Source organism: Dactylosporangium sp. NPDC051087 (genome assembly GCF_055586325.1).
This window is the reverse complement of the sequence record NZ_JBVJIJ010000017.1, coordinates 249,852-276,344: the sequence shown is the minus strand read 5'-3', so window position 1 is coordinate 276,344 and position 26,493 is coordinate 249,852. Positions and strand designations below refer to the sequence as shown.

Genomic DNA, 26,493 nt, shown 5'->3' with positions numbered 1-26,493 from the left:
GAGAGGAGCCGCCGTGAGCCTCGCGTTCATCCTCGGCCAGAAGAACCTCACCTACGACCCGACCGGCCTCATCGGACTGTACGAGCAGCACGAGGCCGTCCGGGTCGCCTATGAGCGGGCGGCGGAGTGGACCGGCCTCGACGTCGGCCTCCTGCTGCGCACCGTCGAGGACGACACGCAACGCTCCCGCACCTGCTCCGTCGGGCTCGCCGCGGCCATGCTCGGCATCGCCGACCTCCTCGGGGAGCACGGCATCCAGCCGGCGATGGTCGGCGGGATCAGCCTCGGCGCCATGGTGTCCGGCGCACTGTCCGGCGCGGTACCCCGGCAGGACGTCATCGGGCTGCTCGGCCACACCGACGGCGACCAGCGCCCCGACCGCGCCGACCTGGCGGAGGGCTGCGTCGCCGCCGTCCTGCCGCTCGGGCAGACCTACGAGTCGTTCTACGGCACCCGGCCCGGCATCTGGTTCGGCGGCGACTTCGGCATGCACACCAGCGGCGCGTTCCGGATGCTGCTGCTCAGCGGCTACCGCGAGGCCCTGGACCAGCTCGCCTCCGGCTACCCGCCGGAGTACTTCGTGTTCAGCGACGAGACCGTGGCGGTGCACAGCCCGCTGCGGTACCGCGCCCGCGACGTCCTCGCCCGCATCGCCGCCGACATCGCGTTCACCGACCCGACGACGCCGATGTGCTCGTCGCTGGAGCCGCGCGTGCTGCACAGCGCCGAGCAGGTCCGCAGCGAGTTCAGCCGCAACGTCGTCGAGCCGATCCGGGCCGACCACCTCACCGGCCAGATGCGCAAGCTCGGCGCCCGGCTCGGTGTCATCCTCGGCCCGACCCTGCCCCGCGACGGGTTCGAGTTCCCGTTCCCCGTCGTCTACGTCGACGCCCCGGACGACATCGGCCAGGTCGTGGCCGCGGTCCGCGAGCACGACGTGCTCCTGCCCACGTGACCCACCTCGGAAGAAGGCTGCCATCATGAGCCTCGCGTTCATCTTCGGAACGAACCTGCTCAACTACGACCCGCGCGGCATCATGGAGTTCCACGCGGCCAACCCCGCCATGCAGAAGGTCTACGACCAGGTCAGCACCTGGACCGGCCTGGACCTCGACCTGCTGCTGCGCCGCCGCGAGGACGAGCAGGACGACATGGAGGCGCGGTCCCGGCACGGCTCGGTCGCCCTCGCCGCCGCCATGGTCGGCATCCACGACGTCCTCGGCACGCAGGGCATCCACCCGGCCGCCGTCGGCGGGCTCAGCCTCGGCTCGATGGTCAGCTCGTCCCTCGCCGGGGCGCTGCCCCGCAAGGACCTGTTCGACCTGCTGATGCGGATGGACCACGTCGGCCCCCGCGACCCCGACGGCCGCGCCGAAGGCGTCGCCGTCGCGTTCCTGCCCGTCGACCACGACGAGGCGCTGCTCGTCGAGCCGAAACGCGACGGGGTCTGGCTCGCCGGCGACTTCGGCACCCACCCCAGCGGCACGTTCCGCATCCTGCTGCTCAGCGGCTACCGCGAGGCCCTCGACGCGCTCGCCGCCGAATACACCGCGTCCGGCGGGCTCGGGCAGGTCCAGGTGCAGGAGGCCAACTCGGTGGCGGTACACACGCCGCTGCGGCAGGCGGTCGCCGACTCCATCGCCGCCATCGCCCCCGGCGCCGGCCTCGGCACCCCGGTGCTGCCGCTGTGCTCGTCGCTGGAGCAGCGCACCCTGACGAGCGCGGCCGAGGTCGCCGACATGTTCAGCCGCAACGCCGTCGAGACGATCCGCATCGACGACATGAGCGCCGAGATGCACCGGCACAAGACCCGCGTCGGGCTGGTCCTCGGCCCGTCGCTGCCGCGCGGCTGGATCGGCTTCCCGTTCCCCGTCGTGCACGTCGAGTCGCCCGCCGACCTGCCCGAGGTCATGGCGGCCATCTTCGACAACGGCGTCGTCCTCCCCCCGAAGCGAGTGTCATGACGGCCCACATCGCCATCTTCGTCTTCCCGGACTACGGGCACTTCAACCCGACGCTGCCGATCGCCAGGCACCTGGTCGCGCGCGGCCACCGGGTCACCTACGTCGTCGACTCGATGTACTCGGCGGCGGTGGCCTCGGTCGGCGCGGACCTGGCCGGCTACACGTCCGTCCGGCGCCGGCTCAGCACCGGCAGCCACGTCGAGAGCGACGAGATCGCCGAGCTCGGCCTGGACATCCTCGCCGACGCGAACACGCGCGTCATCCCGGCCGCGCGCGCCGCGTTCACCGGCGACCGGCCCGACCTGATCGTCTACGACTTCGAGAGCTTCGTCCCGGCCCGGATCCTGGCCCGCGAGTGGGGCACCCGGACCCTGCAGTACTTCCCGTACACGGCCTCCAACGACCACTTCTCCCTGCACGCCGAGACGATGGACCGCGACTCCGACTACGTCCACAAGGGCGTCGAGGCGATCATGGAGATCCTCTCGGAGGTCGAGCCGGACCCGGCGAAGATGTGGGCGATGATGGCCGTCGCCGACGAGCACAACCTCGTCTTCCTGCCCCGGGCGCTGCAGCCGCACGGCGAGACGTTCGACGAGAAGTTCACGTTCCTCGGCCACTGCCTGCCCTCCACGCCACCGGCGGTCACCTGGACGGCTCCGGATCCCGATGTACCGGTGGCGCTCATCTCCATGGGCACCGAGTCCAACGAACGCACCGGCATGTTCCAGCTGTGCGCCGACGCCTTCGCCGACAAGACGTGGCACGTCGTCATGACCCTCGGCCGCGGCAACGCCCTGGACGAGGGCGTGTCGGCGGTCAACGTCGAGGCCCACGAGTGGATGCCGCACCTGGCGGTCCTGCCCCGCGCGTCGGTCTTCGTGACCCACGGCGGCATGGGCAGCCTCGTGGAGGCGCTGTACCACGGCTGCCCGTGCGTCGTCGTGCCGCACACCCCGGAGAACGCCGTCAACGCCCGCCGGGTGGACGAGATCGGCATCGGTCGCTACCTGCCCGCCTCGACCCTTACCCCGGCCACGCTGCGGGCCGCGGTCGACGAGCTCACCAAGGACCCGGAGGTCCTCGCCCGCGTGGCCGCCATGAGCGCGGCGATGCGCGCCGGCGGCGGCCCCGCCGAAGGCGCCGACGTCATCGAGCGCCTTCTGCGCTGATCCGGCCTGCCCGTGCGTATGTGAGAACCGCGCTCCTTTCCGGGGCGCGGTTCTCGCGTCGAGCAGGGCGCCGCGAGGAGACCGGCCGTCGGCGCACAATCCTGGGCCAACGATCGAGGCCAATATCTGGTTGCGGAAGCAGCTTTGATCGTGACCTAGTCGTAATGATGTTGCTGCGATAGATGAAGCATCAAGTTATGGCAGAGGAGTGCGTCTATATGCGCTGCTCGGCGCGCGGCAATGCAACTTGCATGGCGGTCGATATTTAAGTACCGATTAGTAGATTCTGCCGGTGTGGACGTCGCTCCTCAGGTCCCCCACCTCCTTCCGGCGGCACTGGGCTGCGGAAATGGTGGCAACCTCGGGCTGGTTTCCGTAGACGGGCAGGCAAGATTGGCGCTTGCTGGACGCCGGTGCGCTGCTCGTTATAGTGACGTCTCGATCGGCTTGGCCACACTCGTACCTTCTGCCCGGAGCGCACGGGGACGGCCACCTCAAGACACATAGGAGTGTCATGGCATCACGCATCGCCATGCCCAAAGGCGACCCGCCTGACGGTGAATACCGTAAGGTGCTCGGGCTGTTCAAGTACTACCACCGGGCGGCGGTGACGCTGGCCGTGCTCGGCCTCGCCCGCGCCGCTCTGCCGGTGCTCGGGCACGACACCGTGTCCGGCGCCTGGCTCGAACGGACCCATCTCATGCTCTGCCTTGCCGGGTGCGGCTACGTCGTGGCCCCGTACACCCGGCGGTTCCTCGAAATCATGGCGCTGGTCCGGGACCGGCACTGAAGCGGAGCGCGCCGGACGCCGCTCGGCGGCCGGCGCGCCTGATCGCGAGGAATGCCGACCGGAGCGGAGCGGGGAATGCGGGACGATCTCAGCCGGCAGGATTTTGCCGTCTTCTACCAGGACCAGTTTCCGCTGGTCGTGAACTACCTTCTGAAGTTCGGGGCGGACCGTGCGGAGGCGGAGGACGCCGTGCAGAGCGCCATGGAGCTGCTGCTGCGCCGCGCCGACGACGTCCGGTCTCCGGCGGCGTGGGTCCGGGTCGTCGCTCGCAACGTCTGGATGCGTGCGATGCGCCGGCAGGCGATCGCGATCCCGGCCGGAGTCTCGGCCGAGCAGGTCGAGCCGGGCGCCGTGCGGTATGCGCCGGGCGCCGACCCGGCAGACGTCATGCGACGGATCGCCGAGCAACAAGACGCCGCGCGAATGATCAGGCTGCTGCCGCGAACCCAGCGCGAGGTGCTCGCGTTGCTGGTCAACGGCTACCGGCCCGCCGAGATCGCCGAGATCATGGGCAAGAACGCCGCGACGGTGCGCTCGAATCTCAACCTCGCCCGTCGCCGGTTGGGCCGGCTGCTCGCAGAGCGCCACGGCACGCGGCTCGACCTGGAGCCTGCTGCCGCGTAGAAGCTGGGCCCGCCAACCCGACCTTCTCTTTGCCCGGAGCGCGGGATGGCGGGCCCCCTCAAGACACGACAATGCCGCGCCTCGCTTCGGCGCCGAGCAGCAAGCGACTGCCGACGCATCATCAAGAGAAGGTCGCGGCCCACCCCAACGTCAAATCCTGTGAGGCAGGTCACATGCACCGCTTTTGCGACACCCGCGGTCGCTGCCCATGAACGACCACGCGAACTTCGCGGCCCTGAACCGTGGCAGGCGGCACGAACCTGGCCAGTTCCACGACTCTTCGGACTTCGACCTGTTCGTCAAGTCTCACTACGACGACGCGGTGGAACTGCTCTGCATGACCGGCGCGGAGCCTGCCGATGCCGCGGACGCCGTGGGCAACGCACTCGCGGCCATCTATACCGCCGGGCTCGTCGATCCGTCCCTGCCGTTTCTCGACGCGTTGTCGCTGACGTTTCTCCTGCGGGCCCGGCTGCAGGCCGCCGCGCTTCGTGGTCGGCTGCGGGCGGCGGCAGGCGGCTCCCGTTCGCCGTACGACACGGCCGACGGACTCCGGGCGATCCTCGGCGACCTGCACCCCGACGAGCGCGCCCTCGTCGAGGAGGTCTACGAGCGACTGGACGACCAGCACATCGTGGCGCTGTTCGAGGCGCCGACCCTGGAGGTGTGCACCAGGTTGGTCCGCTGGTGGACCCGTTCGTCCGTGACCGGTCGGGCCGGCGAAGGCGTGGGTGGCAATGACCTCGGCTGACCATGGCGGACGGTCGCCGGAGGTGGAGAGACTCCTCGAAGCGCTGCGGAAACGGCACGGTCGCAAGGCCGCTCCGGTGTCCGACATCCAGGCCAGGTTGACCGAGATCAAGCGGGCCGCCGAGGCCGTCAGCTGGGAGGAGGCCGCACTCGCCGCGGCCGATGCCACCATGCGCCGGGCCGCGAGGGAGGCCGAGGAGCTGCGCGAGCACGCGAAGCAGAGCGAGACGACCCACAACGTCGGTGTCCGGCACGTCCGCACGCCGGCGGGCCAGGGTAACCGCCCAGCAAGCGGACACGGAACTCCCGCGCGGGTGTCCCGGCACAACGCCGAGAGTCATGCACCCCGTCACCACTTCGACCGCACCTTGCAGCGGGCCGCGGCCGAGCGGGCCCGTCTGCTGGTGCTGTCGACGACCGAGGCCGAGGTGGAGCGGCGCCGCATCATCGACGAGACCCACGTCCGGGTCCGTCAGGTCGCCGAAGACCTGCGGCGCGAGGTGCACGCCTACGTCCAGTGGGCATGGCTCAGCTTCCAGCTCGACCGGTGGGCGGCCCTGGTGCAGTCGGCGATGTCGAACGGTGCCCCCGAAGGCGTGCCGGCGCCCGAGTTCGACCGGCCCGCGGTGCACGGCGGCGCCGGTCCCGCGTTCGGCGAAGGCGTGCGACCCGAGCTCACCCGGCGGCAGCCGTCCAACGACCCCCGGACGAGGTACTGGGTGGAGCTGGTCCAGTGCGTCGTGCTGGCCGCGAGCAACAGCCAGAGCCCCGCCGAGTTGACCGGCCGCACGTTTGAGGAGGCGCTCGACAGCGCCGACGGCCTCGACAACTTCAACTCGGATCTGCGCGGCTGGCTGCAGCGCCGGTGGTACCGGCCGCCGGGTCGCTGACCGCCCCACGGCGCCGACCCGTCGACGGCCTGGGCCACAGCGTGCTGTCAAGTGATCACAGATCTCGTTTGGGTCACGGGCATTCAACACGTGTTGCGCGAGTTAACACGCCTGTCACATGATTGCCGTCACATCGGACGCAACTCGTGTTGACGGAGGTCGGCGTGACTGTTCGGCGCATGGACGTGGCCCGCCTGGCGGGGACGTCGCCGGCGGTGGTGAGCTATGTGCTCAACAACGGGCCCCGCCCGGTGTCGACCGAGACGCGGGCCAAGGTGCTCGCCGCGATCGAACAGCTCGGCTACCGCCCCAACGGCATCGCCCGGTCGCTGCGGATGAGCCGCACGATGACGCTCGGCCTGGTCGTGCCGGACAACGCCAACCCCTACTTCGCCGAGTTGGCCCGCGCCGTGGAGGAGGAGTCCTTCGCGCAGGGCTACACCCTGCTCATCGGCAACGCGGCCGAGAGCGACGACCGGCAGACCAGCTACGTCCGCACGTTCCTGGCCCGGCAGGTCGACGGGCTGTTCATCGTCCCGGCGCACGGACCGGCCGGGTTCCTGCCGGAGCTGCAGCGCTCGCAGACCCCGTGGGTCTCCCTCGACCGGCAGGTGCCGGGGGCCGCCGCGCCCGGCGTCCTGGTCGACAACCGCGGCGGTGCGTATGCCGCGACCCGGCACCTCATCGAGCACGGCCGCACCCGGATCGCCTGCATCGGCGGCCCCGAGGACGTGCTGCCGGCCCACGACCGGGTCAGCGGCTGGCGCGACGCGCTCGACGAGGAGGGCGTGAGCCGCCGCGACATGGCCGTCGTGCACTCCGAGTTCGGGCGGCGGGCCGGCTACCGGGCGGCCCGCGAGCTGCTCGCCCGGCCGGACCGGCCGGACGCGGTGTTCGTGGCCTCCGACGAGCAGGCCGTCGGCGTGCTCCGGGCGATCGGCGAGGCCGGGCTGCGCTGCCCGGACGACGTCGCGGTCGCCTCGTTCGACGGGATTCCCGGCGCTGCGTACTCCACGCCCGCCCTCACCACCATGGCCCAGCCGTTCGCCGCGATCGGCCGGGCCGCCATGACACATCTGCTCGCCCAGCAGGCGGGGACGGCAGGCCCGACCGACGTGCTTCCGGTCGTGCTGGTCCGCCGCGGCTCGTGCGGGTGCGACGACCCGCCCGGCGGCGACGAAACCGCCGTGGCGGAGCCGAACGAAGGAGAACAGGCATGAGCGGTCAGCGAAGCGGCTCGGGCCGCTCATCATGTGACAGCGTTGGGTCAGGCCGACGCCGGAGCGAAGCGGAGGCGGCGGCGTGACCCGCGTTGTGGTGGTCGGCAGCGCCAACCTGGATCTCGGGGTGGCCGTGCCGCACCTGCCCGCACCCGGCGAGACGGTGCTCGGCGACGACGTCGCCGCCCGGCCCGGCGGCAAGGGTTCCAACCAGGCCGTCGCGGCCTGCCGGCTCGGCGTCGAGACCCGGTTCTTCGCCGCGATCGGCGACGACCGCTTCGGCGACGACGTGCGGGCCGCGCTCGCCGCGGAAGGCGTACCGCTGGACCACCTGACCACCGTCGAGGGCGTCGCGACCGGCGTGGCCCTGATCGTGGTCGACCCGGCGGGGGAGAACACCATCGTGGTGGCACCCGGAGCCAACGCCCGCCTCGCCGACGGCGCCCTCGCCGGGCTGCCCGCCGCGCTGGACCCGGCCACGGTGCTCGTCCTGCAGCTGGAGATCCCGCCGGCCACCTGCCTCGCCGCCGCACGGCACGGAAAGGCCGCGGGGGCCAGGGTGGTGCTCAACGCCGCGCCGCTGCCGGATCCGGTGCCGCCGGACATGGCCGCCCTGCTCCGCGAGGTCGACGTCCTGGTCGTCAACGAGGGCGAGGCGCTGCGGCTGAGCGGCAGCACCGCGGACTGGCCGGCGCTCGCCGCCGGACTGCGCACCCTCGGCCCGGCCGCCGTGGTCATCACGCTCGGTGCGCAGGGCGCGGTCCACGCCGACGCCGACGGCACCGACGCGCACCCCGCCTACAAGGTCGACGCCGTCGACACGACCGGTGCCGGCGACAGCTTCGTCGGCGCGCTCGCCGCCTCGCTCGCCGAAGGGCTGCCCCTCGGCGCCGCCGTCCGCCGCGGCTGCGCCGCCGGTGCCCTGGCCACCACCCGGATGGGTGCCCAGTCGGCGCTGCCGACCCGCGGCGAGCTCGACACCTTCCAAAGCGTCCACGAGGAGCTCAGCCATGCGTGACAGCGGCCTCTGGCACCCCCGGCTGGCAGCGCTGGTCGCCGGGATGGGCCACACCGACACCATCGTCGTCGCCGACGCCGGCCTGCCGGTCCCGCCCGGCGTCGAGGTCGTCCAGCTCGCGGTCACCCGCGGCGTCCCGGCCTTCCTGCCGGTCCTCGCCGCCATCACCGCGGAGCTGGTCGTCGAGGAGGCCACCGTCGCCGAGGAACTGACCGACGAGGGGATCCGGGCCGGGCTGGCCGGTTTCCCGCTGCGGGCCGTCCCGCACGAGGCGTTCAAGGTCGCCACCAGGAGCGCCCGGGCCATCGTCCGGACCGGCGAGGCGACCCCGTACGCCAACGTGATCCTGCGGGCGGGGGTGCCGTTCTGATGACCGGGTTCCCCAGCGACTACGAGGAGCGCGTCTACGCCGGCGTGCTCGGCAAGGTCATCGCGGTGTACCTCGGCCGCCCGTACGAGGGCTGGCGCTTCGACCGCATCCAGGCCGAGCTCGGCGACATCACCGGCTACGTCAACGACCGCGTCGAGGTCGCGCTCAAGCACCACCTCCTCGTCGTCACCGACGACGACATCAGCGGCACGTTCATGTTCCCGCGGGCGCTGCGCGACCACGGCACCGAGCCGACGCCGGCGCAGATCGGCGACACCTGGCTCAACGAGATCCTCGAAGGCCAGTCGGTGCTCTGGTGGGGCGGCATCGGCAACTCCACCGAGCACACCGCGTACCTCAACCTCAAGGATGGCATCCGCCCGCCGGACAGCGGCTCGATCGCCCGCAACGGCGTCGTCGTCGCCGAGCAGGTCGGCGCGCAGATCTTCGTCGAGGGCTTCGCGATGACCCGGCCCGGCGACCCGGCGGCCGCCGCCGACCTGGTCGAGCGGGCGGCGCGGGTGAGCCACGACGGCGAGTCGATCCACGCGGCCCGGGTCGTCGCGGCGCTGGTCGCCGGGGCGTTCACCGAGCCGGACACCGACCGGCTCCTGGACACCGCGGCCGGGCTCATCCCGAAGGACAGCCTGATCCACCGGGTCATCGCCGACGTCCGCGAGTGGGTCGCCGCCGACGAGGACTGGAAGGCCACCCGGGCCCGGATCGACGAGCAGTACGGCTACCACCGGTACGGCGGCAACTGCCACGTCGTGCCCAACCACGCGACCGTCATCCACGCGATCGCCCGCAGCCGCGGCGCGTTCGGCCCGGCGATGACGATCGTCAACACGTCAGGCTGGGACACCGACTCCAACGCCGGCTGCGTCGGCGCGGTCTGCGGCATCCTCGGCGGCCTCGACGGGATCGACGGCGCGGGACCGGACTACCGCGGCCCGATCGCCGAGCGGATGTACCTGCCGAGCACCGACGGCGGGTCGACCGTCACCGACGCGGCCCGCGAAGCGCTCGCCCTCGCCGTCCACGGCCGCGCCTGGGCCGGGGAGCCGGCCCGCGACCTGGGGAAGAACGCCAGGTTCCACTTCGCGCTGCCGGGCAGCGTGCAGGGCTTCACCGTCCAGGACGGCGAAGGGACCATCCAGAACACCGGCGGTCGCCTCACGGTGCGAACGGCCGGATGCACCGTCGCGACGCCCACCTTCATCCCGCCCGAGGCCCGGGCCATGCCCATCTACGGCCTCATCGCGAGCCCCACCCTGTACAGCGGCCAGACGATCCACGCCCGGTTCACCGCCACCGCGCCGGCCACGCCCGTCATCGGCGTCTACGCCGGTGAGGACGCGACGATCCGCTGGATCGAAGGCCCGGCGGCAACGGACGGGTGCGCCTGGACCGTGCCGGACACCGGCGGGCAGCCGATCGTCCACGTGGGCTTGCGCTGTACCGGCGACGTCGACGTCGACATGCTCACCTGGGACGGCGCGCCGGCCCTGACGCTGACCCGCCCGGAGGGCTCCACCACCGGCCTCGACTCGCCGCCGGACGCCATGTGGCGGCGCGCCTGGGTCCGGGCCACCGACCGGTGGGACCCGCACTGGCCGGAGCCGTTCCGCATCGTGCAGAACCGCGGCACCGGCCTGCTCATCCAGGGCGAGCGCGGCTGGCGCGACTACACCGCCGAGGCCGACGTCACCCCGCACCTGGCGCAGGCCGCCGGGCTCGCCGTCCGGGTGCAGGGCCTCACCCGCTACTACGCGCTGCGCCTGGCCGGCCGTGACCGGGCCGAGCTGGTGCGGCACGACACGGTCCTCGCCACCCGCGACCTTCCGTGGGAGTACGGCACCACCTACCGCCTCACGGTCCGGGTCGACGGCACCCGGATCACCGCCGCCGTCGACGGCGAGACCCTCTTCGACCTGCAGGACGACACCCTCACCTGCGGCGGCGTCGCGCTCCTGGTCACCCAGGGACGCACCGCCACCCACTCCGTTCAGATCACCCCCGCCGAAATTGTTGAGGAGCCATCATGACCGCCTCGTTGAGCCGCCGCAGATTCCTGTCCGGGACCGGCGTCGCCGCCCTCGGCCTGACCGCCCCGAGCCTGCTCGCCGCCTGCGGCGGGGGCGGCGGCGGGTCGACCGGTGACGGCACCGGCAAGGTCGACCTGTGGCTGGACATCCAGGGCGACGCCAACCAGAAGTACTTCAACGACAAGGTCGCCGCCGCGTTCGAGCAGGCCAACCCGAAGATCGACCTGAACACCACCTTCTACAAGGGCGACGACCTGCGCCGCCTGGTGCAGACCGCGCTGCAGTCCCGGTCCGGCCCGGACATCGTGCGCGGGCCGAGCGCCACCCAGACGATCGCCTGGAGCAAGGCGCACGTGCTCGGCGACCTCACGCCGTACGCCAAGAAGTTCGGCTGGAAGGACAAGCTGTCCGCCTGGGCCGTGGACGCCTTCACCACCGACGGCAAGCTGTACGCGCTGCCGATGCGGGTCGACACGATGCTGCTGTACTTCAACAAGACCCTGTTCGAGAAGCAGGGCTGGAAGCAGCCGACCGACCGGGCCTCCCTGGAAGGCCTCGCCGCCGAGGCGATGGGCAAGGGCATCGTGCCGTTCGGCTCGTCCAACGTGGACTGGAAGGCCGCCGGCGAGTGGCTGATGACGGTGTTCTGGAACCACTTCTCCGGCCCCGACGCGCTGCGCCAGGCGCTCACCGGTGAGATCCAGTTCAGCGACCCGGTGTTCGTCGACGCGGTCGCGCTCGTGAAGAGCTGGTTCGACAAGGGCTGGATCGGCGGCGGCGTCGACAAGTACTTCGCCGTCCCGTCGCAGGAGATCGGCGCCAACTTCGGCAAGGGCACCGTCGCGATGATCCCGCAGGGCAACTGGTTCATGAGCCAGGTCGGCCAGTACTTCGGCGCGAAGGCCAAGAACGAGAACGACTGGGACTGGATGCCGATGCCGGCGCTGCGGTCCGAGGTGAAGTACCCGCTGTTCGAGATGGGCATCGGCGGCTCCCTCGCCATCAACGAGGCGAGCAAGAACAAGGACGCCGCCGCCGAATACCTCAACTGGTACTACGGCGACAAGACCGCCGCGCTGCAGCGGATGGCCGAGGTGCCCTCGACGTACAACATCCCGATCGACTTCAACGACACGGACATCCCGCAGACGATCGACCCCCGCGCCGGCCGGGTGCTCACCTCGCTCAACAAGGCCGTGAGCACCGGCGACTACGGCTTCGTCACCTGGACCTGGTGGCCGCCGAAGACCGACGTGTTCATCTACGAGGGCCTCGAGCAGGTGCTCACCGGCAAGCTCACCCCCGCGGACTACTGCAAGCAGCTCGCCCAGCAGTTCAGCACCGAGAAGGCCGACGGCAACCTGCCGCAGCTGCCCGCCAAGGGACCCGCGAAGTGACCGTCACCGCCGCGCCGGCCAGCACAGGTGCGCGCCGCGCGCGGTGGCGCGCGGCGGTCGTCGGCTGGGCGTTCCTGGCACCGCTCCTGCTGCTCAACGCTCTCGTCGTGCTCGGGCCGTCGGTGGCCACCGTGTACTACTCGTTCACCGACTGGTCCGGGCTCGGCCCGGCGACCTTCATCGGCCTCGACAACTACGTCAAGGCGTTCGGCGACGCGAAGGTGCACCAGGCGCTGTGGCACAACCTCGTCTGGTTCGTGCTGTTCCTGAGCGCGCCGATGGCGATGGGCCTGCTCGGCGCCTACCTGCTGAGCCAGGTCAAGCGCGGGCAGATGCTGTTCCGGGCGCTGTACTTCATCCCGTACGTCATCGCCAGCGTCGTCAACGCGGCCGTCTGGAAGATGCTGCTGTCGCCGACCAGCGGCGTGCTCGCCCAGTTCGGCATCGACCAGTCCTGGCTGGGCGACACCCGCACGGCGCTGCTGTCGGTGAACTTCGTCGTCGACTGGCACTGGTGGGGCTTCCTCGCGGTGATCTTCCTGTCCGCGATGCAGGGCGTCGACCCGGAGCTCTACGACGCGGCCAAGATGGACGGCGCCAGCGCCTGGCAGCAGTACCGCAGCGTCACGCTGCCCGGCATCCGCCCGACCATGGTGTTCATCGTCCTGATGACGGTGATCTGGTCGCTGAAGGCGTTCGACTACATCTTCATCATGACCCAGGGCGGTCCGGCCGGGTCCAGTGAGGTCGTGTCGACGCTGATGTACAAGCAGGCGTTCAACGAGTACTCCGCCGGCTACGCGGCCGCGCTCGGCCTGTCCATGACCCTGGTGACCGCGGTGATCCTCGCGTTCTACCAGTGGATGCGCAAGAAGGGCTGGGAGGACGCATGAGCGCGGCGACATTGGAGAAGCCGGTCACGGCTCCGGAGAAGAAGACCGCCGCGCGCCGGAAGAAGGGGAAGGCGCACTACTACCTGATCCTGATCGTCCTCGCGCTGTTCGCCGTCGGGCCGCTCGTCGCCGTCGTGTTCAACGCGTTCAAGAACAACGCCGAGATCGGCTCCAACCCCCTCGCGCCGCCGACGTCGTTCAGCCTCGAGAACTTCACCGAGGCGTGGACCCGTGGCGACTTCGCCACCACCATGCGCAACAGCCTCATCATCTGCCTGGGCTCGGTCGCCGGTACGTGTGTCATCGCCGGACTCGCCGCGTTCGCGCTGAGCCAGCTGAAGGTGCCCGGCGGCGGGGCGGTCGTCGCCTACCTGTTCCTCGGCAGCGCCCTGCCCGTGCAGCTGTTCCTCGTGCCGCTGTTCTTCCTGTGGACCCAGCTGCACCTCACCGACAACCTGTTCGGCCTGATCATCATCTACTGGGCCACCGACGCGCCCTTCGCCACGCTGCTGCTGCGCTCGTTCCTGCTGAAGATCCCGAAGGACTTCACCGAGGCGGCCCGCCTCGACGGCGCGTCCAGCCTGCAGATCGCGTGGAAGGTCGTGCTGCCCCTCGCGTGGCCCGGGTTCCTGACCGTCGCGCTCATCGTGGCGCTGTGGTCGTGGAACGAGTTCTTCTGGGCGATCACCTTCATCCACACCCCCGAACTGCGGCCCGTGTCGACGAGCTTCCTGGCCTTCCAGGACCAGTACTCCACCGACTGGGGCCTCACCAGCGCCGCGGCCATCTTCATGCTCGGCCCCGTCGTGCTCCTGTTCCTCGTGCTGCAGCGCAAGTTCGTGAGCGGCCTGACCTCCGGAGGCGTCAAGTGACCCGCCCGAACATCATCCTCGTCATCGCCGACCAGCTGCGCCGCCAGGCCCTGGGCTGCTACGGCGACCCGAACGTGGCCACCCCGAACATCGACGCCCTGGCCGCCGCCGGCACCCGCTTCGACGCCGCGTCCTCCACCTACCCGGTCTGCGTGCCGTACCGCTTCACGCTGATGACCGGCGAATACGCGCACACCCGCTTCATCCCGTCGATCGAGTGGCGGATGTCGCCGGCCGAGCGGACCCTCGCCGACGAGCTCAACGACGCCGGCTACGCCACCGCCCTGTTCGGCAAGTGGCACCTGTACGGCAACTTCGGCCACTACCCGGGCCACAACGTGGTCAAGGCGTCCCGCACCCCGGTCCCGCGCCCGTTCCAGGGCCGCTTCCAGCGCTTCGCGGGCTTCGACATCTGCAACGACCCGTGGGACACCTACTACTGGAACGAGGCCGACCCCACCCCGCACCGCATCGACGGCTTCCAGACCGACGGCCTCTTCGACCTCGCCATCGAGCACCTCGACGCGGTCGACGGCCCCTTCGCCACCGTCCTGTCCGTCGAGCCGCCGCACCCGATCTTCACCGCGCCGGAGCAGTACCTGGACCGCTGGCGCGACAAGGAGATCGTGCTGCGCGACAACGTCGAGCTCGGCAAGGAGTACAACAAGCGCGGCCCGCACGGCCAGGACCTGATCGACGACCTCCGCGTCTACTACGCCATGATCGAGAACCTCGACGACAACATCGGCCGGCTCGTCGCCGCGCTCCGCGAACGCGGGCAGCTCGACAACACCGTCATCGCGCTGACCGCCGACCACGGCGAGCTGCTCGGCTCACACGGCCTCCTCGCCAAGCAGCGGCCGTGGGAGGAGTCGATCGGCATCCCGCTCATCGTCTCCGGCGGCCCCGCGGTCGCGGCCACCGTCGCCGACCCGGTCTGCACCGAGGACCTCTTCCCGACCCTGCTCGGGCTCGCCGGGATCACCCCCGCCGGGCCGAAGCCCGGGCTCGACCTCAGCCCCGTCGTCCGGGGCGAGGCCACCACCACGGACCGCGAAGGGGTCCTGCTGGAGTTCGTCGCGGAGATGCGGCCCGGGCTGCCGTTCCACGACGAGACCTGGCGCGGCCTGCGGACCGCCCGCTGCAAGTACACCGTGCTCGGCGACGCGCACGGCGGCCGGCCGTGGCAGTTCTTCGACCTCGAAGCCGACCCCTACGAACAGCGCAACCTCGTCGACGACCCCGCCCACGCGGACGAGGTCGCCCGCCACCACGCCCTGCTGCGCGACCGGCTCGCGCAGACGCACGACCACTACGTGCTCGCCCCCGCCTTCGGGCAGCCGGGCCTGAACGAGTGGGACCCGGAAGCGAAGTTCCAACGCAGATTCGGATGACAACTGCAGAAAGCGGGTCCGCCATGCCCCTTCGGTCTGTCTATTTCATCGTCGCGGCTCTGGTACTGGCACTCCTGCCCTCGACCGCGGCGCAAGCGAACGGCGCGCCCTACACCGGCAAGCAGTACGACTACGGCGGCGCGATCACCCAGATCAGCGGCAGCGTCCAGACCGTCGACGACGTCGCGAACAGCATCAAGACCTCGACCGCCGCGACCGTCAACCAGATCGCCGCGCAGCGGGCCACGCTGCCTTACGGCGACATCTACCCCGCACCCGGCACCCCGGCCCAGCTGACCACCTACCCCGGGCCGCCCGGGATGGCCGCGTCCAACCAGTACACGGCGACCGTCCAGCAGTCCGGCGGGCCGGTGTCGTCGTACGTCTACAAGATCCTCGCCCGTAAGACCGACACCAACCGCGAGCTGGACACGTCGTGGACGTCGTTCTCGTTCGCCGGTTCGGTGACGGTGCGGGTGACCCGCACCGCACCCGGCGCGACCGGCTGCATGGTGCGGCCCTACTCGGCCAATGTGGTGACCAGCTTCAGCGGCAGCACCTGCACGTTCACCCTCACCGAGCCGGGCAACCTGTCGGTGGAGTTCCTGCCGGACATCCACAACCCGATCCTGCACCCGATGCTGGTCTTCGCCAACCCGCCGGAGGTCGACGTCCCCTCGGCGAGCGACCCCAACGTGCGCTACTTCGCGCCCGGCATCCACAACATCGGCGCCGGCCAGCCCATCACCTCCGGCCAGACGATCTACCTCGCCGGCGGCGCGTTCGTCTCCGGCGCGTTCATCGCCACCGGACCCGTCGCAGGCGTCACCATCAAGGGCCGCGGCGTGATGTCGGGCCTGTTCATGGACACCGGGAACCAGGACCTCAACAAGGACCAGCCCGGCATGATCGACATCGCCGACCAGGGCTCGACGAACCTCCTCGTCGAGGGCATCACGTTCGTCGACGCGCCACGCTTCAACGTGCGGGCCCTCGCCCAGTACACCACCATCCACAACGTCAAGACGATGTCCTGGTGGTACAGCACCGACGGGATGGTCGGCGGCAACAAGAGCCTCCTGGAGAACAACTTCGTCAAGTCCAACGACGACTCGATCAAACTGTTCTGGGGCGACACGACCGCCCGCGGCAACACCATCTGGCAGCTGGAGAACGGCGCCCCGTTCATGATCAGCTGGAACATCCACGTCAACCCGCAGACGTTCAACGTCTACGACAACGACGTCATCCACGCCGAGCACTACCAGATCGAGAAGTCGGGCATCTTCCGCGCGCTGCACGCCGGCAGCGGCACCCTGTCGCGCTACCTCTTCGACGACATCCGCGTCGAGAACGCCACCTGGCGGCTGTTCTACCTCGCCATCGAGGACAACAAGTGGTACGACCCGGCGCTCGGCCACGGTGAGATCGAGCAGGTCATCTTCCGCAACATCTACGCCTACACCACGTACACGAAACCCAACCTCGTGCAGGGCTACGACGCCACCCACAAGCTGCGCAACATCAACTTCCAGAACGTGTACGCCAACGGCGTCTGCTTCAACAACGTCCAGGCCGGCAACTTCACCGTCGACCCGGCGACCACCAACGCCATCCGCATCTACCGCAGCACCGACGGGAGTTGCCGCACATGAGCAAACCCAACATCGTCGTCGTCCTCGCCGACGACATGGGCTGGGGGGACCTGGGCTGCTACGGCTCGAAGATCCCCACCCCGAACATCGACGCGCTCGCCGCCCGCGGGGTCCGCGCCACCGACGCGCACGCCGCCTCGGCGGTCTGCACCCCGAGCCGGTACGCGCTGATGACCGGACGGTACGCCTGGCGCGGCCCGCTGAAGAACTTCGTCCTCATGGGTCACGGCCCGGCGCTCATCGAGCCGGACCGCCCGACCCTCGCCTCGGTGCTGCACGACGCCGGCTACGCCACCGGCGCGTTCGGCAAGTGGCACCTCGGCCTCGGCTGGCGGCACCAGGACGGCACCGTCCGCGACGCGTTCGCCCCCGGCGCCCGGCTGCACGACGACGTCGAGACCGACTTCGGCCGCGACATCGACTACACCGCCGCCGTCACCGGCGGGCCGACCGCGCTGGGCTTCGACCGCTTCTTCGGCATCGCCGGATCCCTGGACATGCCGCCGTACACCTTCCTCGACCAGGACCGCACGCTCGGCATCCCGGACCGGGAGAAGGAGCGGTATCTCACCGAGCAGCGACCCGGCCTGCAGGTCGAAGGGTTCCGGGAGGAGGAGATCGACGTCCGGTTCGCCGCCGAGGCGGTCGCCTGGATCCGGACGGTCCCCACCGACCAGCCGTTCCTGTGCTACGTCGCACCCTCGGCGCCGCACCGGCCCAACGTGCCGCACGAGGGCGTCCGCGGCCGGTCCGGCCTCGGCGACCGCGCCGACGGCGTCTGCCTGGTCGATGACATGGTCGGGCAGCTGGTCGCCGCCATCGACGAGCGTGGACAGCGCGACAATACGCTGGTGATCGTCACCAGCGACAACGGCGCGCCGCTCATCTTCACCGACGACGGCGACGTGACCGTGCACAAGCCCAACGGCGACTGGCGCGGCCAGAAGGGCGACCTGTGGGACGGCGGGCACCGCGAGCCGTTCGTCGCCGCCTGGCCGGGCCACCTGCCCGAGGGCACGGTCTTCGAAGCGCCGGTGTGCCTCACCGACGTGCTGCCGACCGCCGCCGCGGCGGCCGGCGTCCCGCTGCCGGACGGCGCCGCCGAGGACGGCCTCGACCTGCTCGGCGCGCTCGCCGGGGTGGCCGAGCCGCCGCCGGCGGACCGGCCGATCGTGCACCACAGCCTCGGCGGCCGCTTCGCGCTGCGCGCCGGGCGGTGGAAGGCGGTGTTCGCGCCCGGGTCCGGCGGCGGGTTCTCCGAGCCGTCGATCTCCAACCTGTTCGCGTCCGGGTCGGGCAAGGCACACGCCAACCCGCCGTGGGACGCCGCGCACCCCGACGGGCAGCTCTACGACGTGTCCGTCGACCCAGGAGAGACCATGAACCTGTGGGACGCCTCGCCCGACGTGGTTTCGTCGCTGTACCAGCAGCTGCGCACGATCTGCCGGGACGAGGACAGCGGCCTGCCGTTCGACGTTTCTCTGAAAGGCTGAACCCATGACGTCCGCGTGTTGCTCCCCATCCGGTGGTGGTCGTTCCTCCGAGTCGCCGTCGTTGCCCGTACGGGTCGTCGACCCGCGCGAGGCGGCCCGCGGCACGGTGCTCGTCCCGGCCGGGCCGTTCCGGATGGGCAGCGACGACCCGGACGTCTTCCCGGACGACGGCGAGGGACCCGTGCGTGAGGTGTCCCTCGCCGCCTTCCGGATCGACCCGAAGGCCGTGACGAACGCGCAGTTCGCCACGTTCGTCAAGGCCACCGGCTACGTCACCGACGCGGAGCGCTTCGCCTGGTCCTTCGTCTTCCACCTGTTCGTGCAGGGCGAGGCGGCCCGGCGGGTGCTGCGCGGCACGGTGCCCGGCGCTCCCTGGTGGCTCCCCGTCGAGGGCGCGTCGTGGCGCGCCCCCGAGGGCCCCGGCTCCGACGTCGCGAAGCGCGCCAACCACCCCGTCGTGCACGTGTCGTGGAACGACGCGACCGCGTACGCCACCTGGGCCGGCAAACGCCTGCCGACCGAGGCGGAGTGGGAGAAGGCCGCCCGCGGCGGCCTGGACCAGGCCCGCTTCCCGTGGGGCGACGACTTCACCCCGCGCGGGCAGCACCGGTGCAACACCTGGCAGGGCGAGTTCCCGCACACGAACACCGGCGCCGACGGATACCTCGGCACCGCGCCGGTGACGGCGTTCCGTCCCAACGGCCTCGGCCTGTACAACACCAGCGGCAACGTCTGGGAATGGTGCGCCGACTGGTTCAGCCCCGACTGGCACGTCACCGACGGCCCACTCACCCGCGTCGACCCGAAGGGCCCGCCCGCCGGCACGAACCGGGTGATGCGCGGCGGCTCCTACCTGTGCCACGAGTCGTACTGCAACAGGTACCGCGTCTCGGCCCGCACCTCCTCCACCCCCGACAGCACCACGGGCCACGCCGGCTTCCGCTGCGCGGTCGACGCCTGACCGTCGCTCACCACCCCGAGGCTCACCGGGGGAGGAACCGCTCCACGGTGGCCAGCGGCAGGGCGGTGAAGCCGACCTCGGCGGCGCGTTCGTAGATCACCTGGTGGTCCACGACCGGCGACTGGATGACTGTCACGCCGAGCGGGGAGTTCCGCACCGCCTGCGGAAACGCCAACCCGAACAGGGCGCCGTCGAGGCCCCGGAGCGGTCCCGGGTTACCTCACGCGATGTTGTCGCCGTGCAGCAGGTGCAACCGCGGCGTGTCGATCGGCATCAGCAAGACAGCTGTGACCAGCGCGGCCGAGACCACGATGCGCTTACGGCCGCCGAGCTTCCTTCTCACCGGCCCGAACACCACGTCCGGCTCACCTGCATTCTGCGTCATCGACCACTCTCGTCAAACCTGTCGAACTTCACGAGGCGTAGGAAGCCCCGGAGGCGCGGCACCGCACTGTCGTCGCCGCGCAGCGCCGACAGCCAGTTCTGAGCGAGGCGCCGCGACTCGTTGATCGGAGACGCCGACTTCGGCTGTGTCAGGGACGCCTGACCACCCTCTTCACCGTGTGGCCATATGGCCTACTGGTGTATATGTTGCGTACGCGACGTACTTGACGTACGCACCGGAAGGGCGGATCGTGAATTGTGTGCACTACAGCAGCTACTCGGAGGCCAGAGCGCATTTCAAGGACCTGCTTGACGATGCCGAACGTGGCCGCGTGGTGACCGTCCAGCGCGAGCATCGGGGCGCGGCAATTGTTGACCGGGTGCGCTTGCAGGCGCTGCTCAGTGCACTGGTCCCGGCGCGCGCCGAGGCCGTGGCCGAGGGTGGGGGATGGTCCGTGTTCATCCCGGGACTGCCGATCTCCGCAGATGGGGCGACGTTCGACGACGCGATCGAGGAGATGGCCGACGCACTGCGCGACTACGCCACGGACTGGCAGGAGTGGCTCCTGGATGCGCCGAACCACGCCGGGAACTGGGGACTCGTCCAGCTCATCGGACTCAGCACGGACGAGCAGCTTCGGGACTGGCTGGTCGGACCACGTCAGTGAAGTATCCAGTGCCGACCAGGCAGGACCATGAGCGGTTCTGTCAGGTCGAGGGATGGGTGCGGGTTCGGGACGCTCAGGGCCGGGTGGGTACCCATCATGTGATCTACAAGCTGGTCCTGAGAGACGGGCGGACGTTGCGGACCCGTATCTCAAATCCGCCGGATCGCACCGGATACGCAGCCAGACTGTGGGCGCACATCCTGCGCGACCAACTGCAGGTGCCGGAAGCCGAGTTCTGGGCGTGCGTGCGTGACGGAACGCGGCCGGGACGGGGCGAGCCGAGTCCACCGAAAGCATCGCTGCCGGCCGATCTTGTTCATCTGCTTGTCACGAGGGTGGGACTCGACGAGCGCGTGGTTGCCGCAATGACGAGAGAAGATGCGCTCGACCGGCTGCGAGCCTACTGGGCAGCGGACGACTGACCAGCGCATCCGGCCGAGGTACCAGAGAGGCCTGTACGGGGAGCCCACCGACGAGCGGGGATCGACGCGGCGGGTGAAGCAGTCCCGGAGCTCATGAATGGCTACGACCCTGCCACCTACCGCGTCGAACCCACGGCGCCCGCCGGGGAGCGTCACTGGAGGAGCCGGCCGACAACTACCTGCGCCAGGCGGCGCCGTAGCGGACCGTCTTGCCGTCCAGGTAGCCGCCGAGCGCGCGGGTCAGGTAGCCGGTGCGCTCGTAGCGGTACTTGTCGAGCAGCCGGAACAGGCTGTCGCCGGACTGGTCGTGCTTGCCGGGGGTGCCGCCGGAGCCGGCCGTCTTCTCCAGGAAGATCGCTGAGATGCGGAAGCCGCCGGCGTACTGGCAGGCGCTGAAGTACGTCAGGTGCCGGCCCGCCTTCGTGTTGGTGTCGAACGCCTGCTGGTAGCCCTTCGAGTCCACAAAGGACTGGACGTCCATGCTGGCGTAGCTCTCCCGGTAGTACAGCGCGGTCACCGAGACCACGGCGCCGGGGGCGACGACGGAGATGTTGACCGGGTGGTAGCCGGCCTTGCGGAACGCCTCGAACTCCTGGTCGTGGTCGGCGGGGGAGAGGCCGTGGTAGGCGCCCCACACCGGGCCGGCCGACTTCTCCCAGATCGCGGCGTAGCGGACCGTGCCGTGGGACAGGTAGCTGGTCACGTTGGTGAGCCGGTAGTCGCGCTCGACCTGGTCGTCGAACTCCTGCTGGTACGCCACCCCGTCCATGTCGTGCGAGGCGGACCAGGCGACGCCGTTCAGCGGGCGGCAGATGACGTTGAAGCGGGTGTCGCCCTCGTTCACCTCGTGCGCGTCGACGGAGACCGGCCGGTAGCCGCTGGCCTTCAGGCGGTCGAAGGTCTGCTGGTACTGCGACGACGGGATGTCGTAGAGGACGATCTCGGCGCGGCCCGGCGGGTACCAGGCGGGCTTGGACGCGGCCGGCCAGATGAGCGTCTCCTCGCGTGGCAGCGCCCGGTTCGAGGCCTTGACCCAGGCGGCGGCGTCGGCGTTCCACGGGGTGCAGTTCACCTGCTTCACCAGCCAGGCGTCCGTGAACTGCATCGGGCGCAGCCGGAAGTCGCCGGAGACGTGCCGGCACACCTCGAGGTGGATGTGCGGGAACGCCGCCTGGCCCGAGGCGCCCAGCCGGCCCAGGATCTGCCCGGCCTGCACCACGTCACCGTCCTTGACCGTCATCGAGCCCTGGCGCAGGTGGGTGTACAGCGTCGAGGAGCCGTCCGGGTGCGCCACCCAGAGGTTGTTGCCGCCCGGCGGGTCCGCCGACGGGAAGTTCGGCGTGTCCTTGTTGTCCACCTCGCCGTCGTTGCTGTTGAACACGACACCGTCGGCGACCGCCCGCACCGGCAGGTCCCAGCCGCGGTAGTCCTCGTTCTTCGTCTTGTCCCCGCCGGGGATCAGCTCGTTCCAGGTGGAGCCGTCCCAGCCGCGCACGATGACGTCGTGGGCGTAGATCTGGTTGCCCCGCGCGCCGCCGTTGGCCCAGTGGTCGGCGGACACGGTGAGGACCTCGCCCGGGCGCAGGTCCGCGACGTCGATCGGCAGGCGGTGGCTGATCCCGTACGGCACCAGCGGCAGCGTCACCTCGGCCGGGCTCTGGAAGCCGGTGACGGACACCCGGACCTTCACCCAGGCGGGCGCCGGCGCCGGCAGGAACACCTGGTTGAACACCTTGCCGTTGCCGACGGTGATGGTGCCGTTGGACCACCACTTGGAGTCACCGGGCTTGAAGATCCCGCCGTCGTCGGTGCCGGCGTCCTCGTCCTTCTTCACCAGGTACGCGTCGAGCTCCTGCATCACCTTGGTGGGGGTCGCGCCGGGGAAGTCGTACTCGATTCCCGTCACCTTGAAGTCGGTCGTGCCCTGGTTGGTGAGCAGCAGCCGCAGGACGAGCTTGACGCCTTCCGGGTCGCCGGCGGTCGGCGGGGCGAGCGTGGCGTACGCCGCGTCGCCGCCCTCCAGGGGCTCGACCATGATGCCGACCGGGGCCGGCGGTGCGGCGTTCGCGGCCCGCGCGCCGCCGAAGACGCCCGCCCCGGCGGGGATCGCGGCGGCGGTGAGCAGCAGAACGGTACATCGGTCCATCGACGGACCTCCTTGGACGCGGCGCCCGCCTCCGTCGGCTGTGGCGCGGATCGCGCCATGGTTGCGGCGGCATCACGACCCGGCCACGTCCGGTAAGGGATCCGACACGCCAACCTGGGAGCGGGCCGGCTCCCCTTCCCAAGGGCCGGCCCGCAGACTCGTGCTCAGCGCGTGCTGAGGGCGTCCTCAGCGCGTCTGGGCCACCACCGCCCGGTCCAGGTACCGGTCCAGCAGCATGTCGAGGTAGCCGGGGTCGTCCGGCGCGAAGTCCGGCACGAGCGCGCGCAGCCGCTCCAGGGACACCTCGGTGCGTGAGAACGGCCCGGCCGAGTACACCCGGTCGGGCGCGGCGCCGAGCCGTTTCGCGACGCCGTCGACGATCTCCTCGACCGGCAGCGGCCGGCCGGAGGCGACGTTGACGACGACGTCGCCGGCGTCCGCGAGGAGCAGGCCGTCGATGGCGTGCATCAGGTCGCGGGCGTCGAGCAGGTCGCGGTGCGCCCCGCGGTACACGGTGACGGTGCCGCTGCCGACCTGCCGCACGATCGCCGGCAGCAGCTGGTGCGGCCGCTGGTGCGGGCCGACCACGTGGCTGAGCCGCAGCACGACGTGCCGCACCCCGGACGCCCGCACGCAGGCCTCCAGCGCGAGCTTGTGCCGCCCGTACGCCGACGGCGGGAACAGCGGGCCGTCCTCCGTCGCCGGCGCGGCGGTGTGGCCGTACATCGCGAACGACGCGGTCGAGAAGTACAGCAGCGTCCGGCCCTGCGCCGCGCACAGGTGCAGGGCGGCGTAGAGCGCCTCGGCCTCCCGGTCGAACTCGGCCGGGTCGGTGACGGACGTGCTGGAGACACCCGCGGCCAGCGCCGTCACGTCCGGGAACCGGTCGCCGAACGCCGCGACGAGGTTCTTCGCCAGGAATCCGTTGCCGATGATCTGCATGTCATCCTCCCGACCGGGTCGGGGGGGGGGGGGGGGGGGGGGGGGGGGAGAAAAAAAACCCCCCCCCCCCCCCCACCCCCCGTGTTTCTTTTTTCCCGCGTATTTCTCTTCCCCCTCCCCTTCCCCTCCCCCCCCCCCCCCCCCCCCCCCCCCCCCCCCCCTCCCCCCCCCCCCCCCCCCCCCCCCCCCCGCGACAGCCACCCGCGTGGCTCATCCGACCGGTGTCACCTTCAACAGCCGCTGGGGCGCGATCGCGCCGATACCGCCACCCTCGACCGCGGTCGAGGACAGGTGCGACACCACGCGGTCGTCGGCGGGGTCGTCGGCCGGGTCCTCGAGCACCCGCAGGTGCTCGTACGTGGTGCTGCGCTGTGCCGGTACCCGACCGGAGGCGCGGATCAGGTGGATCATCTCCAGCAGGTTGGAGCGGTGCTTCGCGCCGGCGGAGGAGACCACGTTCTCCTCCAGCATGACCGAGCCGAGGTCGTCGGCGCCGTAGTGCAGCGACAGCTGGCCGATCTCCTTGCCGGTGGTCAGCCACGAGCCCTGGATGTGCGCGACGTTGTCGAAGAACAGCCGGGCGATCGCGATCATCCGCAGGTACTCCAGCGACGTCGCCTGCGTCTGGCCCTTCAGCTTGTTGTTCTCCGGCTGGTACGTGTAGGGGATGAACGCCCGGAAGCCGCCGGTGCGGTCCTGCACGTCACGGACCATGCGCAGGTGCTCGATGCGCTCCTCGTTGGTCTCGCCGGTGCCCATGAGCATCGTGCAGGTCGACTCGACGCCGAGGCCGTGCGCGATCTCCATGATCTCCAGCCAGCGCTCGCCGCTCTCCTTCAGCGGGGCGATCGCCGTGCGGGCCCGCTCCGGCAGCAGCTCCGCGCCGGCGCCGGCGAACGAGTCGAGGCCGGCGGCCTTGATCCGGGTGATCGCCTCCTCCGGGGTGACCCCGGAGACCTTCGCCATGTGCTGCACCTCGGACGCGCCGAGGGAGTGGATGACCAGCGACGGGTGCGCGTCCTTGATGGCCTTGAACATGCCCTCGTAGTACTCGACGCCGTAGTCCGGGTGGTGACCGCCCTGGAACATGATCTGCGTGCCGCCGAGCTCGACGGTCTCCGCGCAGCGGCGCAGGATGTCGGTGAGGTCGCGTTCCCACGTCTTGTCGCTCTTCGGCGCGGCGTAGAAGGCGCAGAACTTGCACGCCGTCACGCAGACGTTGGTGTAGTTGATGTTGCGCTCGATGATGTACGTCGCGATGTGCTCGACACCGGCGTAGCGGCGGCGGCGCACCGTGTCGGCCGCCGCGCCGAGGGCGTGCAGCGGCGCCGAGCGGTACAGGTCCAGCGCCTCCTCGGGGGTGATGCGTTCGCCCGCGGCGGCTCGGTCGAGCACCGCGCTGGCAGATCCGGACATGGCAGAGCCTTTCAGGAAGTGGGTCACGGCGTTGACAGCAAGCGCACCTCGACGTCCGGCGGGAAGCCGGCGTCCGGCCCGCCGACCCGGCGGGCGAACTCGGCGATGCCGGCCAGCTGCCGCGCGCCGAGGCTGAAGTCGAGCGCCGTCATGTAGTAGCGGCGCAGGATCGCCGCGTCGAACGGCTCCCAGCGGGCCGCCTGCTCGCACACGGCGTCGACCTCGAGCAGCGACAGGTCCCGCGACTCGAGGAACGCCCGGTGCACCCGCTGCACCGTCGAAGGTTCGCGGGCCACGAAGTCGCGGCGGGCGGCGAACACCGCGAAGACGAACGGCAGGCCCGTCCACTCCCGCCACATCTCGCCGAGGTCGTAGACGTGCAGACCGAGCCGCTGCGCGTCGGTGAGCGCGGCGCGCAGCGCCACGTCGCCGATGACCACCGCCGCCGGCGCGTCACGCAGCATGACGTCGAGGTCGGGCGCGGCCGCGAAGTATTGCGGTTTGACCCCGACGAGGTCGCTGAGCAGCAGCTCCGCCAGCCGGATCGAGGTGCGGCTGGTGGAGCCGAGCGCGAGCGGCGCCCCGTCGAGCTGGTCGAGCGGCACCTTGCTCACGATGAGGCACGACATGACGGGACCGTCGCTGCCGACGGCGATGTCGGGCAGGGCGACGAGGTCGTCGGCGTGCTTCAGGAACTCCATCAGGCTGATCGGCCCGATGTCCAGGTCGCCGGCGGTGAGGGCGTCGCTGAGCCCGTCGGGGCTGTCCCGGCGCAGGTCGAGGTCGAGCAGGCTGCCGGTGCGGGCGAGCCCCCAGAACAGCGGCACGCAGTTGAGGAACTCGATGTGCCCGACACGCGGGCGCGCCGGGCGGCGCCACTCGGCGGGTGCGACACCGGTGTACGTGAGGGTGCCGAGCGGTTCAGGCATCGCAGCTCCTGATGTCGAGCGGCCGGGACGACGGTCACTATCCAACACAGAAGGGACCGCGGCCCGCCGATGCAC

Annotated in this window: 25 protein-coding genes; 20 read left to right on the top strand and 5 right to left on the bottom strand. The window is 70.7% G+C overall.

Annotated features, from left to right (window positions below):
* Window positions 1-13 precede the first annotated feature (13 nt).
* The 18 genes from ACZ6TV_RS31045 to ACZ6TV_RS30960 all read left to right on the top strand — a co-directional run bounded on the left by ACZ6TV_RS31045 (window position 14) and on the right by ACZ6TV_RS30960 (window position 19,511).
* A complete protein-coding gene (locus ACZ6TV_RS31045; RefSeq protein WP_465300839.1) occupies window positions 14-955 on the top strand; it encodes a hypothetical protein in 942 nt (313 codons plus the stop codon).
* A gap of 25 nt (window positions 956-980) precedes the next feature.
* Window positions 981-1,964 carry a hypothetical protein gene (locus tag ACZ6TV_RS31040; RefSeq protein WP_465300838.1) on the top strand — a complete coding sequence of 328 codons (984 nt, stop codon included), beginning with the start codon at window positions 981-983 and terminating at the stop codon, window positions 1,962-1,964.
* Entirely contained in the window at window positions 1,961-3,136 is a 1,176-nt protein-coding gene (locus ACZ6TV_RS31035) for a macrolide family glycosyltransferase (protein ID WP_465300837.1), read from the top strand. Before ACZ6TV_RS31040 ends, ACZ6TV_RS31035 begins: the two co-directional genes overlap by 4 nt.
* A 514-nt stretch (window positions 3,137-3,650) precedes the next feature.
* Entirely contained in the window at window positions 3,651-3,926 is a 276-nt protein-coding gene (locus ACZ6TV_RS31030; protein ID WP_465300836.1) for a hypothetical protein, read from the top strand.
* Window positions 3,927-4,001: 75 nt separating this feature from the next.
* Entirely contained in the window at window positions 4,002-4,550 is a 549-nt protein-coding gene (locus ACZ6TV_RS31025; RefSeq protein WP_465300835.1) for an RNA polymerase sigma factor, read from the top strand.
* 208 nt (window positions 4,551-4,758) lie between these two features.
* The gene (locus ACZ6TV_RS31020; protein WP_465300834.1) at window positions 4,759-5,301 is read left to right on the top strand and encodes a hypothetical protein; all 543 of its coding nucleotides are present in this window, start codon (window positions 4,759-4,761) and stop codon (window positions 5,299-5,301) included.
* Window positions 5,302-5,323: 22 nt separating this feature from the next.
* A complete protein-coding gene (locus ACZ6TV_RS31015) occupies window positions 5,324-6,190 on the top strand; it encodes a hypothetical protein (RefSeq protein ID WP_465300833.1) in 867 nt (288 codons plus the stop codon).
* A gap of 164 nt (window positions 6,191-6,354) precedes the next feature.
* A complete protein-coding gene (locus tag ACZ6TV_RS31010) occupies window positions 6,355-7,410 on the top strand; it encodes a LacI family DNA-binding transcriptional regulator (protein ID WP_465300832.1) in 1,056 nt (351 codons plus the stop codon).
* Between the two features lie 82 nt (window positions 7,411-7,492).
* Window positions 7,493-8,428: a ribokinase gene (locus tag ACZ6TV_RS31005; RefSeq protein WP_465300831.1), complete on the top strand. Its 936-nt coding sequence runs from the start codon at window positions 7,493-7,495 to the stop codon at window positions 8,426-8,428.
* Window positions 8,421-8,798 (top strand): D-ribose pyranase, encoded by a 378-nt coding sequence (gene rbsD / locus ACZ6TV_RS31000; protein ID WP_465300830.1) that lies wholly within the window; start codon window positions 8,421-8,423, stop codon window positions 8,796-8,798. The genes ACZ6TV_RS31005 and rbsD overlap by 8 nt, the downstream gene beginning before the upstream one ends.
* Window positions 8,798-10,846, top strand: a complete 2,049-nt coding sequence (locus tag ACZ6TV_RS30995) for an ADP-ribosylglycohydrolase family protein (protein ID WP_465300829.1) — start codon at window positions 8,798-8,800, stop codon at window positions 10,844-10,846. The genes rbsD and ACZ6TV_RS30995 overlap by 1 nt, the downstream gene beginning before the upstream one ends.
* On the top strand, window positions 10,843-12,243 hold the full coding sequence (locus ACZ6TV_RS30990) for an ABC transporter substrate-binding protein (protein WP_465300828.1): 1,401 nt from the start codon (window positions 10,843-10,845) through the stop codon (window positions 12,241-12,243). The genes ACZ6TV_RS30995 and ACZ6TV_RS30990 overlap by 4 nt, the downstream gene beginning before the upstream one ends.
* Window positions 12,240-13,136, top strand: a complete 897-nt coding sequence (locus ACZ6TV_RS30985) for a carbohydrate ABC transporter permease (RefSeq protein ID WP_465300827.1) — start codon at window positions 12,240-12,242, stop codon at window positions 13,134-13,136. The genes ACZ6TV_RS30990 and ACZ6TV_RS30985 overlap by 4 nt, the downstream gene beginning before the upstream one ends.
* Window positions 13,133-14,008 carry a carbohydrate ABC transporter permease gene (locus tag ACZ6TV_RS30980; RefSeq protein WP_465300826.1) on the top strand — a complete coding sequence of 292 codons (876 nt, stop codon included), beginning with the start codon at window positions 13,133-13,135 and terminating at the stop codon, window positions 14,006-14,008. The genes ACZ6TV_RS30985 and ACZ6TV_RS30980 overlap by 4 nt, the downstream gene beginning before the upstream one ends.
* On the top strand, window positions 14,005-15,402 hold the full coding sequence (locus ACZ6TV_RS30975) for a sulfatase family protein (RefSeq protein WP_465300825.1): 1,398 nt from the start codon (window positions 14,005-14,007) through the stop codon (window positions 15,400-15,402). Before ACZ6TV_RS30980 ends, ACZ6TV_RS30975 begins: the two co-directional genes overlap by 4 nt.
* 23 nt (window positions 15,403-15,425) lie before the next feature.
* Entirely contained in the window at window positions 15,426-17,057 is a 1,632-nt protein-coding gene (locus ACZ6TV_RS30970; RefSeq protein WP_465300824.1) for a hypothetical protein, read from the top strand.
* Window positions 17,054-18,550, top strand: coding sequence for a sulfatase family protein (locus ACZ6TV_RS30965; protein ID WP_465300823.1), 1,497 nt, complete (start codon window positions 17,054-17,056; stop codon window positions 18,548-18,550). The genes ACZ6TV_RS30970 and ACZ6TV_RS30965 overlap by 4 nt, the downstream gene beginning before the upstream one ends.
* 133 nt (window positions 18,551-18,683) lie before the next feature.
* Window positions 18,684-19,511 (top strand): formylglycine-generating enzyme family protein, encoded by an 828-nt coding sequence (locus ACZ6TV_RS30960; RefSeq protein WP_465300847.1) that lies wholly within the window; start codon window positions 18,684-18,686, stop codon window positions 19,509-19,511.
* 220 nt (window positions 19,512-19,731) lie between these two features.
* Here the strand turns inward: ACZ6TV_RS30960 and ACZ6TV_RS30955 are convergent, their stop codons facing one another.
* The gene (locus ACZ6TV_RS30955; protein ID WP_465300822.1) at window positions 19,732-19,896 is read right to left on the bottom strand and encodes a hypothetical protein; all 165 of its coding nucleotides are present in this window, start codon (window positions 19,894-19,896) and stop codon (window positions 19,732-19,734) included.
* Between the two features lie 259 nt (window positions 19,897-20,155).
* On the opposite strand from ACZ6TV_RS30955, the gene ACZ6TV_RS30950 reads away from it, so the two are divergent.
* Complete coding sequence (locus tag ACZ6TV_RS30950) at window positions 20,156-20,563, top strand: hypothetical protein (protein WP_465300821.1); 408 nt, start codon at window positions 20,156-20,158, stop codon at window positions 20,561-20,563.
* Between the two features lie 98 nt (window positions 20,564-20,661).
* Window positions 20,662-20,985, top strand: coding sequence for a hypothetical protein (locus tag ACZ6TV_RS30945; RefSeq protein ID WP_465300820.1), 324 nt, complete (start codon window positions 20,662-20,664; stop codon window positions 20,983-20,985).
* 175 nt (window positions 20,986-21,160) lie between these two features.
* Here the strand turns inward: ACZ6TV_RS30945 and ACZ6TV_RS30940 are convergent, their stop codons facing one another.
* The 4 genes from ACZ6TV_RS30940 to ACZ6TV_RS30925 form a co-directional block, all read right to left on the bottom strand.
* Window positions 21,161-23,131 carry a peptidoglycan DD-metalloendopeptidase family protein gene (locus tag ACZ6TV_RS30940; RefSeq protein WP_465300819.1) on the bottom strand — a complete coding sequence of 657 codons (1,971 nt, stop codon included), beginning with the start codon at window positions 23,129-23,131 and terminating at the stop codon, window positions 21,161-21,163.
* 186 nt (window positions 23,132-23,317) lie between these two features.
* A complete protein-coding gene (locus ACZ6TV_RS30935) occupies window positions 23,318-24,073 on the bottom strand; it encodes an NAD-dependent epimerase/dehydratase family protein (RefSeq protein WP_465300818.1) in 756 nt (251 codons plus the stop codon).
* 210 nt (window positions 24,074-24,283) lie between these two features.
* Complete coding sequence (mqnC, locus tag ACZ6TV_RS30930) at window positions 24,284-25,489, bottom strand: cyclic dehypoxanthinyl futalosine synthase (protein ID WP_465300817.1); 1,206 nt, start codon at window positions 25,487-25,489, stop codon at window positions 24,284-24,286.
* Window positions 25,490-25,512: 23 nt separating this feature from the next.
* Window positions 25,513-26,418: a menaquinone biosynthetic enzyme MqnA/MqnD family protein gene (locus tag ACZ6TV_RS30925; protein ID WP_465300816.1), complete on the bottom strand. Its 906-nt coding sequence runs from the start codon at window positions 26,416-26,418 to the stop codon at window positions 25,513-25,515.
* Window positions 26,419-26,493 lie beyond the last annotated feature (75 nt).

Excerpts from the sequence above, each read along its gene's own strand:
- ACZ6TV_RS31040 (WP_465300838.1), top strand. The coding sequence starts at position 981 with ATGAGCCTCGCGTTCATCTTCGGAACGAACCTGCTCAACTACGACCCG.
- ACZ6TV_RS31035 (WP_465300837.1), top strand. The coding sequence starts at position 1,961 with ATGACGGCCCACATCGCCATCTTCGTCTTCCCGGACTACGGGCACTTC.
- ACZ6TV_RS31030 (WP_465300836.1), top strand. The coding sequence starts at position 3,651 with ATGGCATCACGCATCGCCATGCCCAAAGGCGACCCGCCTGACGGTGAA.
- ACZ6TV_RS31025 (WP_465300835.1), top strand. The coding sequence starts at position 4,002 with ATGCGGGACGATCTCAGCCGGCAGGATTTTGCCGTCTTCTACCAGGAC.
- ACZ6TV_RS31020 (WP_465300834.1), top strand. The coding sequence starts at position 4,759 with ATGAACGACCACGCGAACTTCGCGGCCCTGAACCGTGGCAGGCGGCAC.
- rbsD (WP_465300830.1), top strand. The coding sequence starts at position 8,421 with ATGCGTGACAGCGGCCTCTGGCACCCCCGGCTGGCAGCGCTGGTCGCC.
- ACZ6TV_RS30995 (WP_465300829.1), top strand. The coding sequence starts at position 8,798 with ATGACCGGGTTCCCCAGCGACTACGAGGAGCGCGTCTACGCCGGCGTG.
- ACZ6TV_RS30990 (WP_465300828.1), top strand. The coding sequence starts at position 10,843 with ATGACCGCCTCGTTGAGCCGCCGCAGATTCCTGTCCGGGACCGGCGTC.
- ACZ6TV_RS30980 (WP_465300826.1), top strand. The coding sequence starts at position 13,133 with ATGAGCGCGGCGACATTGGAGAAGCCGGTCACGGCTCCGGAGAAGAAG.
- ACZ6TV_RS30970 (WP_465300824.1), top strand. The coding sequence starts at position 15,426 with ATGCCCCTTCGGTCTGTCTATTTCATCGTCGCGGCTCTGGTACTGGCA.
- ACZ6TV_RS30965 (WP_465300823.1), top strand. The coding sequence starts at position 17,054 with ATGAGCAAACCCAACATCGTCGTCGTCCTCGCCGACGACATGGGCTGG.
- ACZ6TV_RS30960 (WP_465300847.1), top strand. The coding sequence starts at position 18,684 with ATGGGCAGCGACGACCCGGACGTCTTCCCGGACGACGGCGAGGGACCC.
- ACZ6TV_RS30955 (WP_465300822.1), bottom strand. The coding sequence starts at position 19,896 with ATGACGCAGAATGCAGGTGAGCCGGACGTGGTGTTCGGGCCGGTGAGA.
- ACZ6TV_RS30940 (WP_465300819.1), bottom strand. The coding sequence starts at position 23,131 with ATGGACCGATGTACCGTTCTGCTGCTCACCGCCGCCGCGATCCCCGCC.
- ACZ6TV_RS30935 (WP_465300818.1), bottom strand. The coding sequence starts at position 24,073 with ATGCAGATCATCGGCAACGGATTCCTGGCGAAGAACCTCGTCGCGGCG.
- mqnC (WP_465300817.1), bottom strand. The coding sequence starts at position 25,489 with ATGTCCGGATCTGCCAGCGCGGTGCTCGACCGAGCCGCCGCGGGCGAA.
- ACZ6TV_RS30925 (WP_465300816.1), bottom strand. The coding sequence starts at position 26,418 with ATGCCTGAACCGCTCGGCACCCTCACGTACACCGGTGTCGCACCCGCC.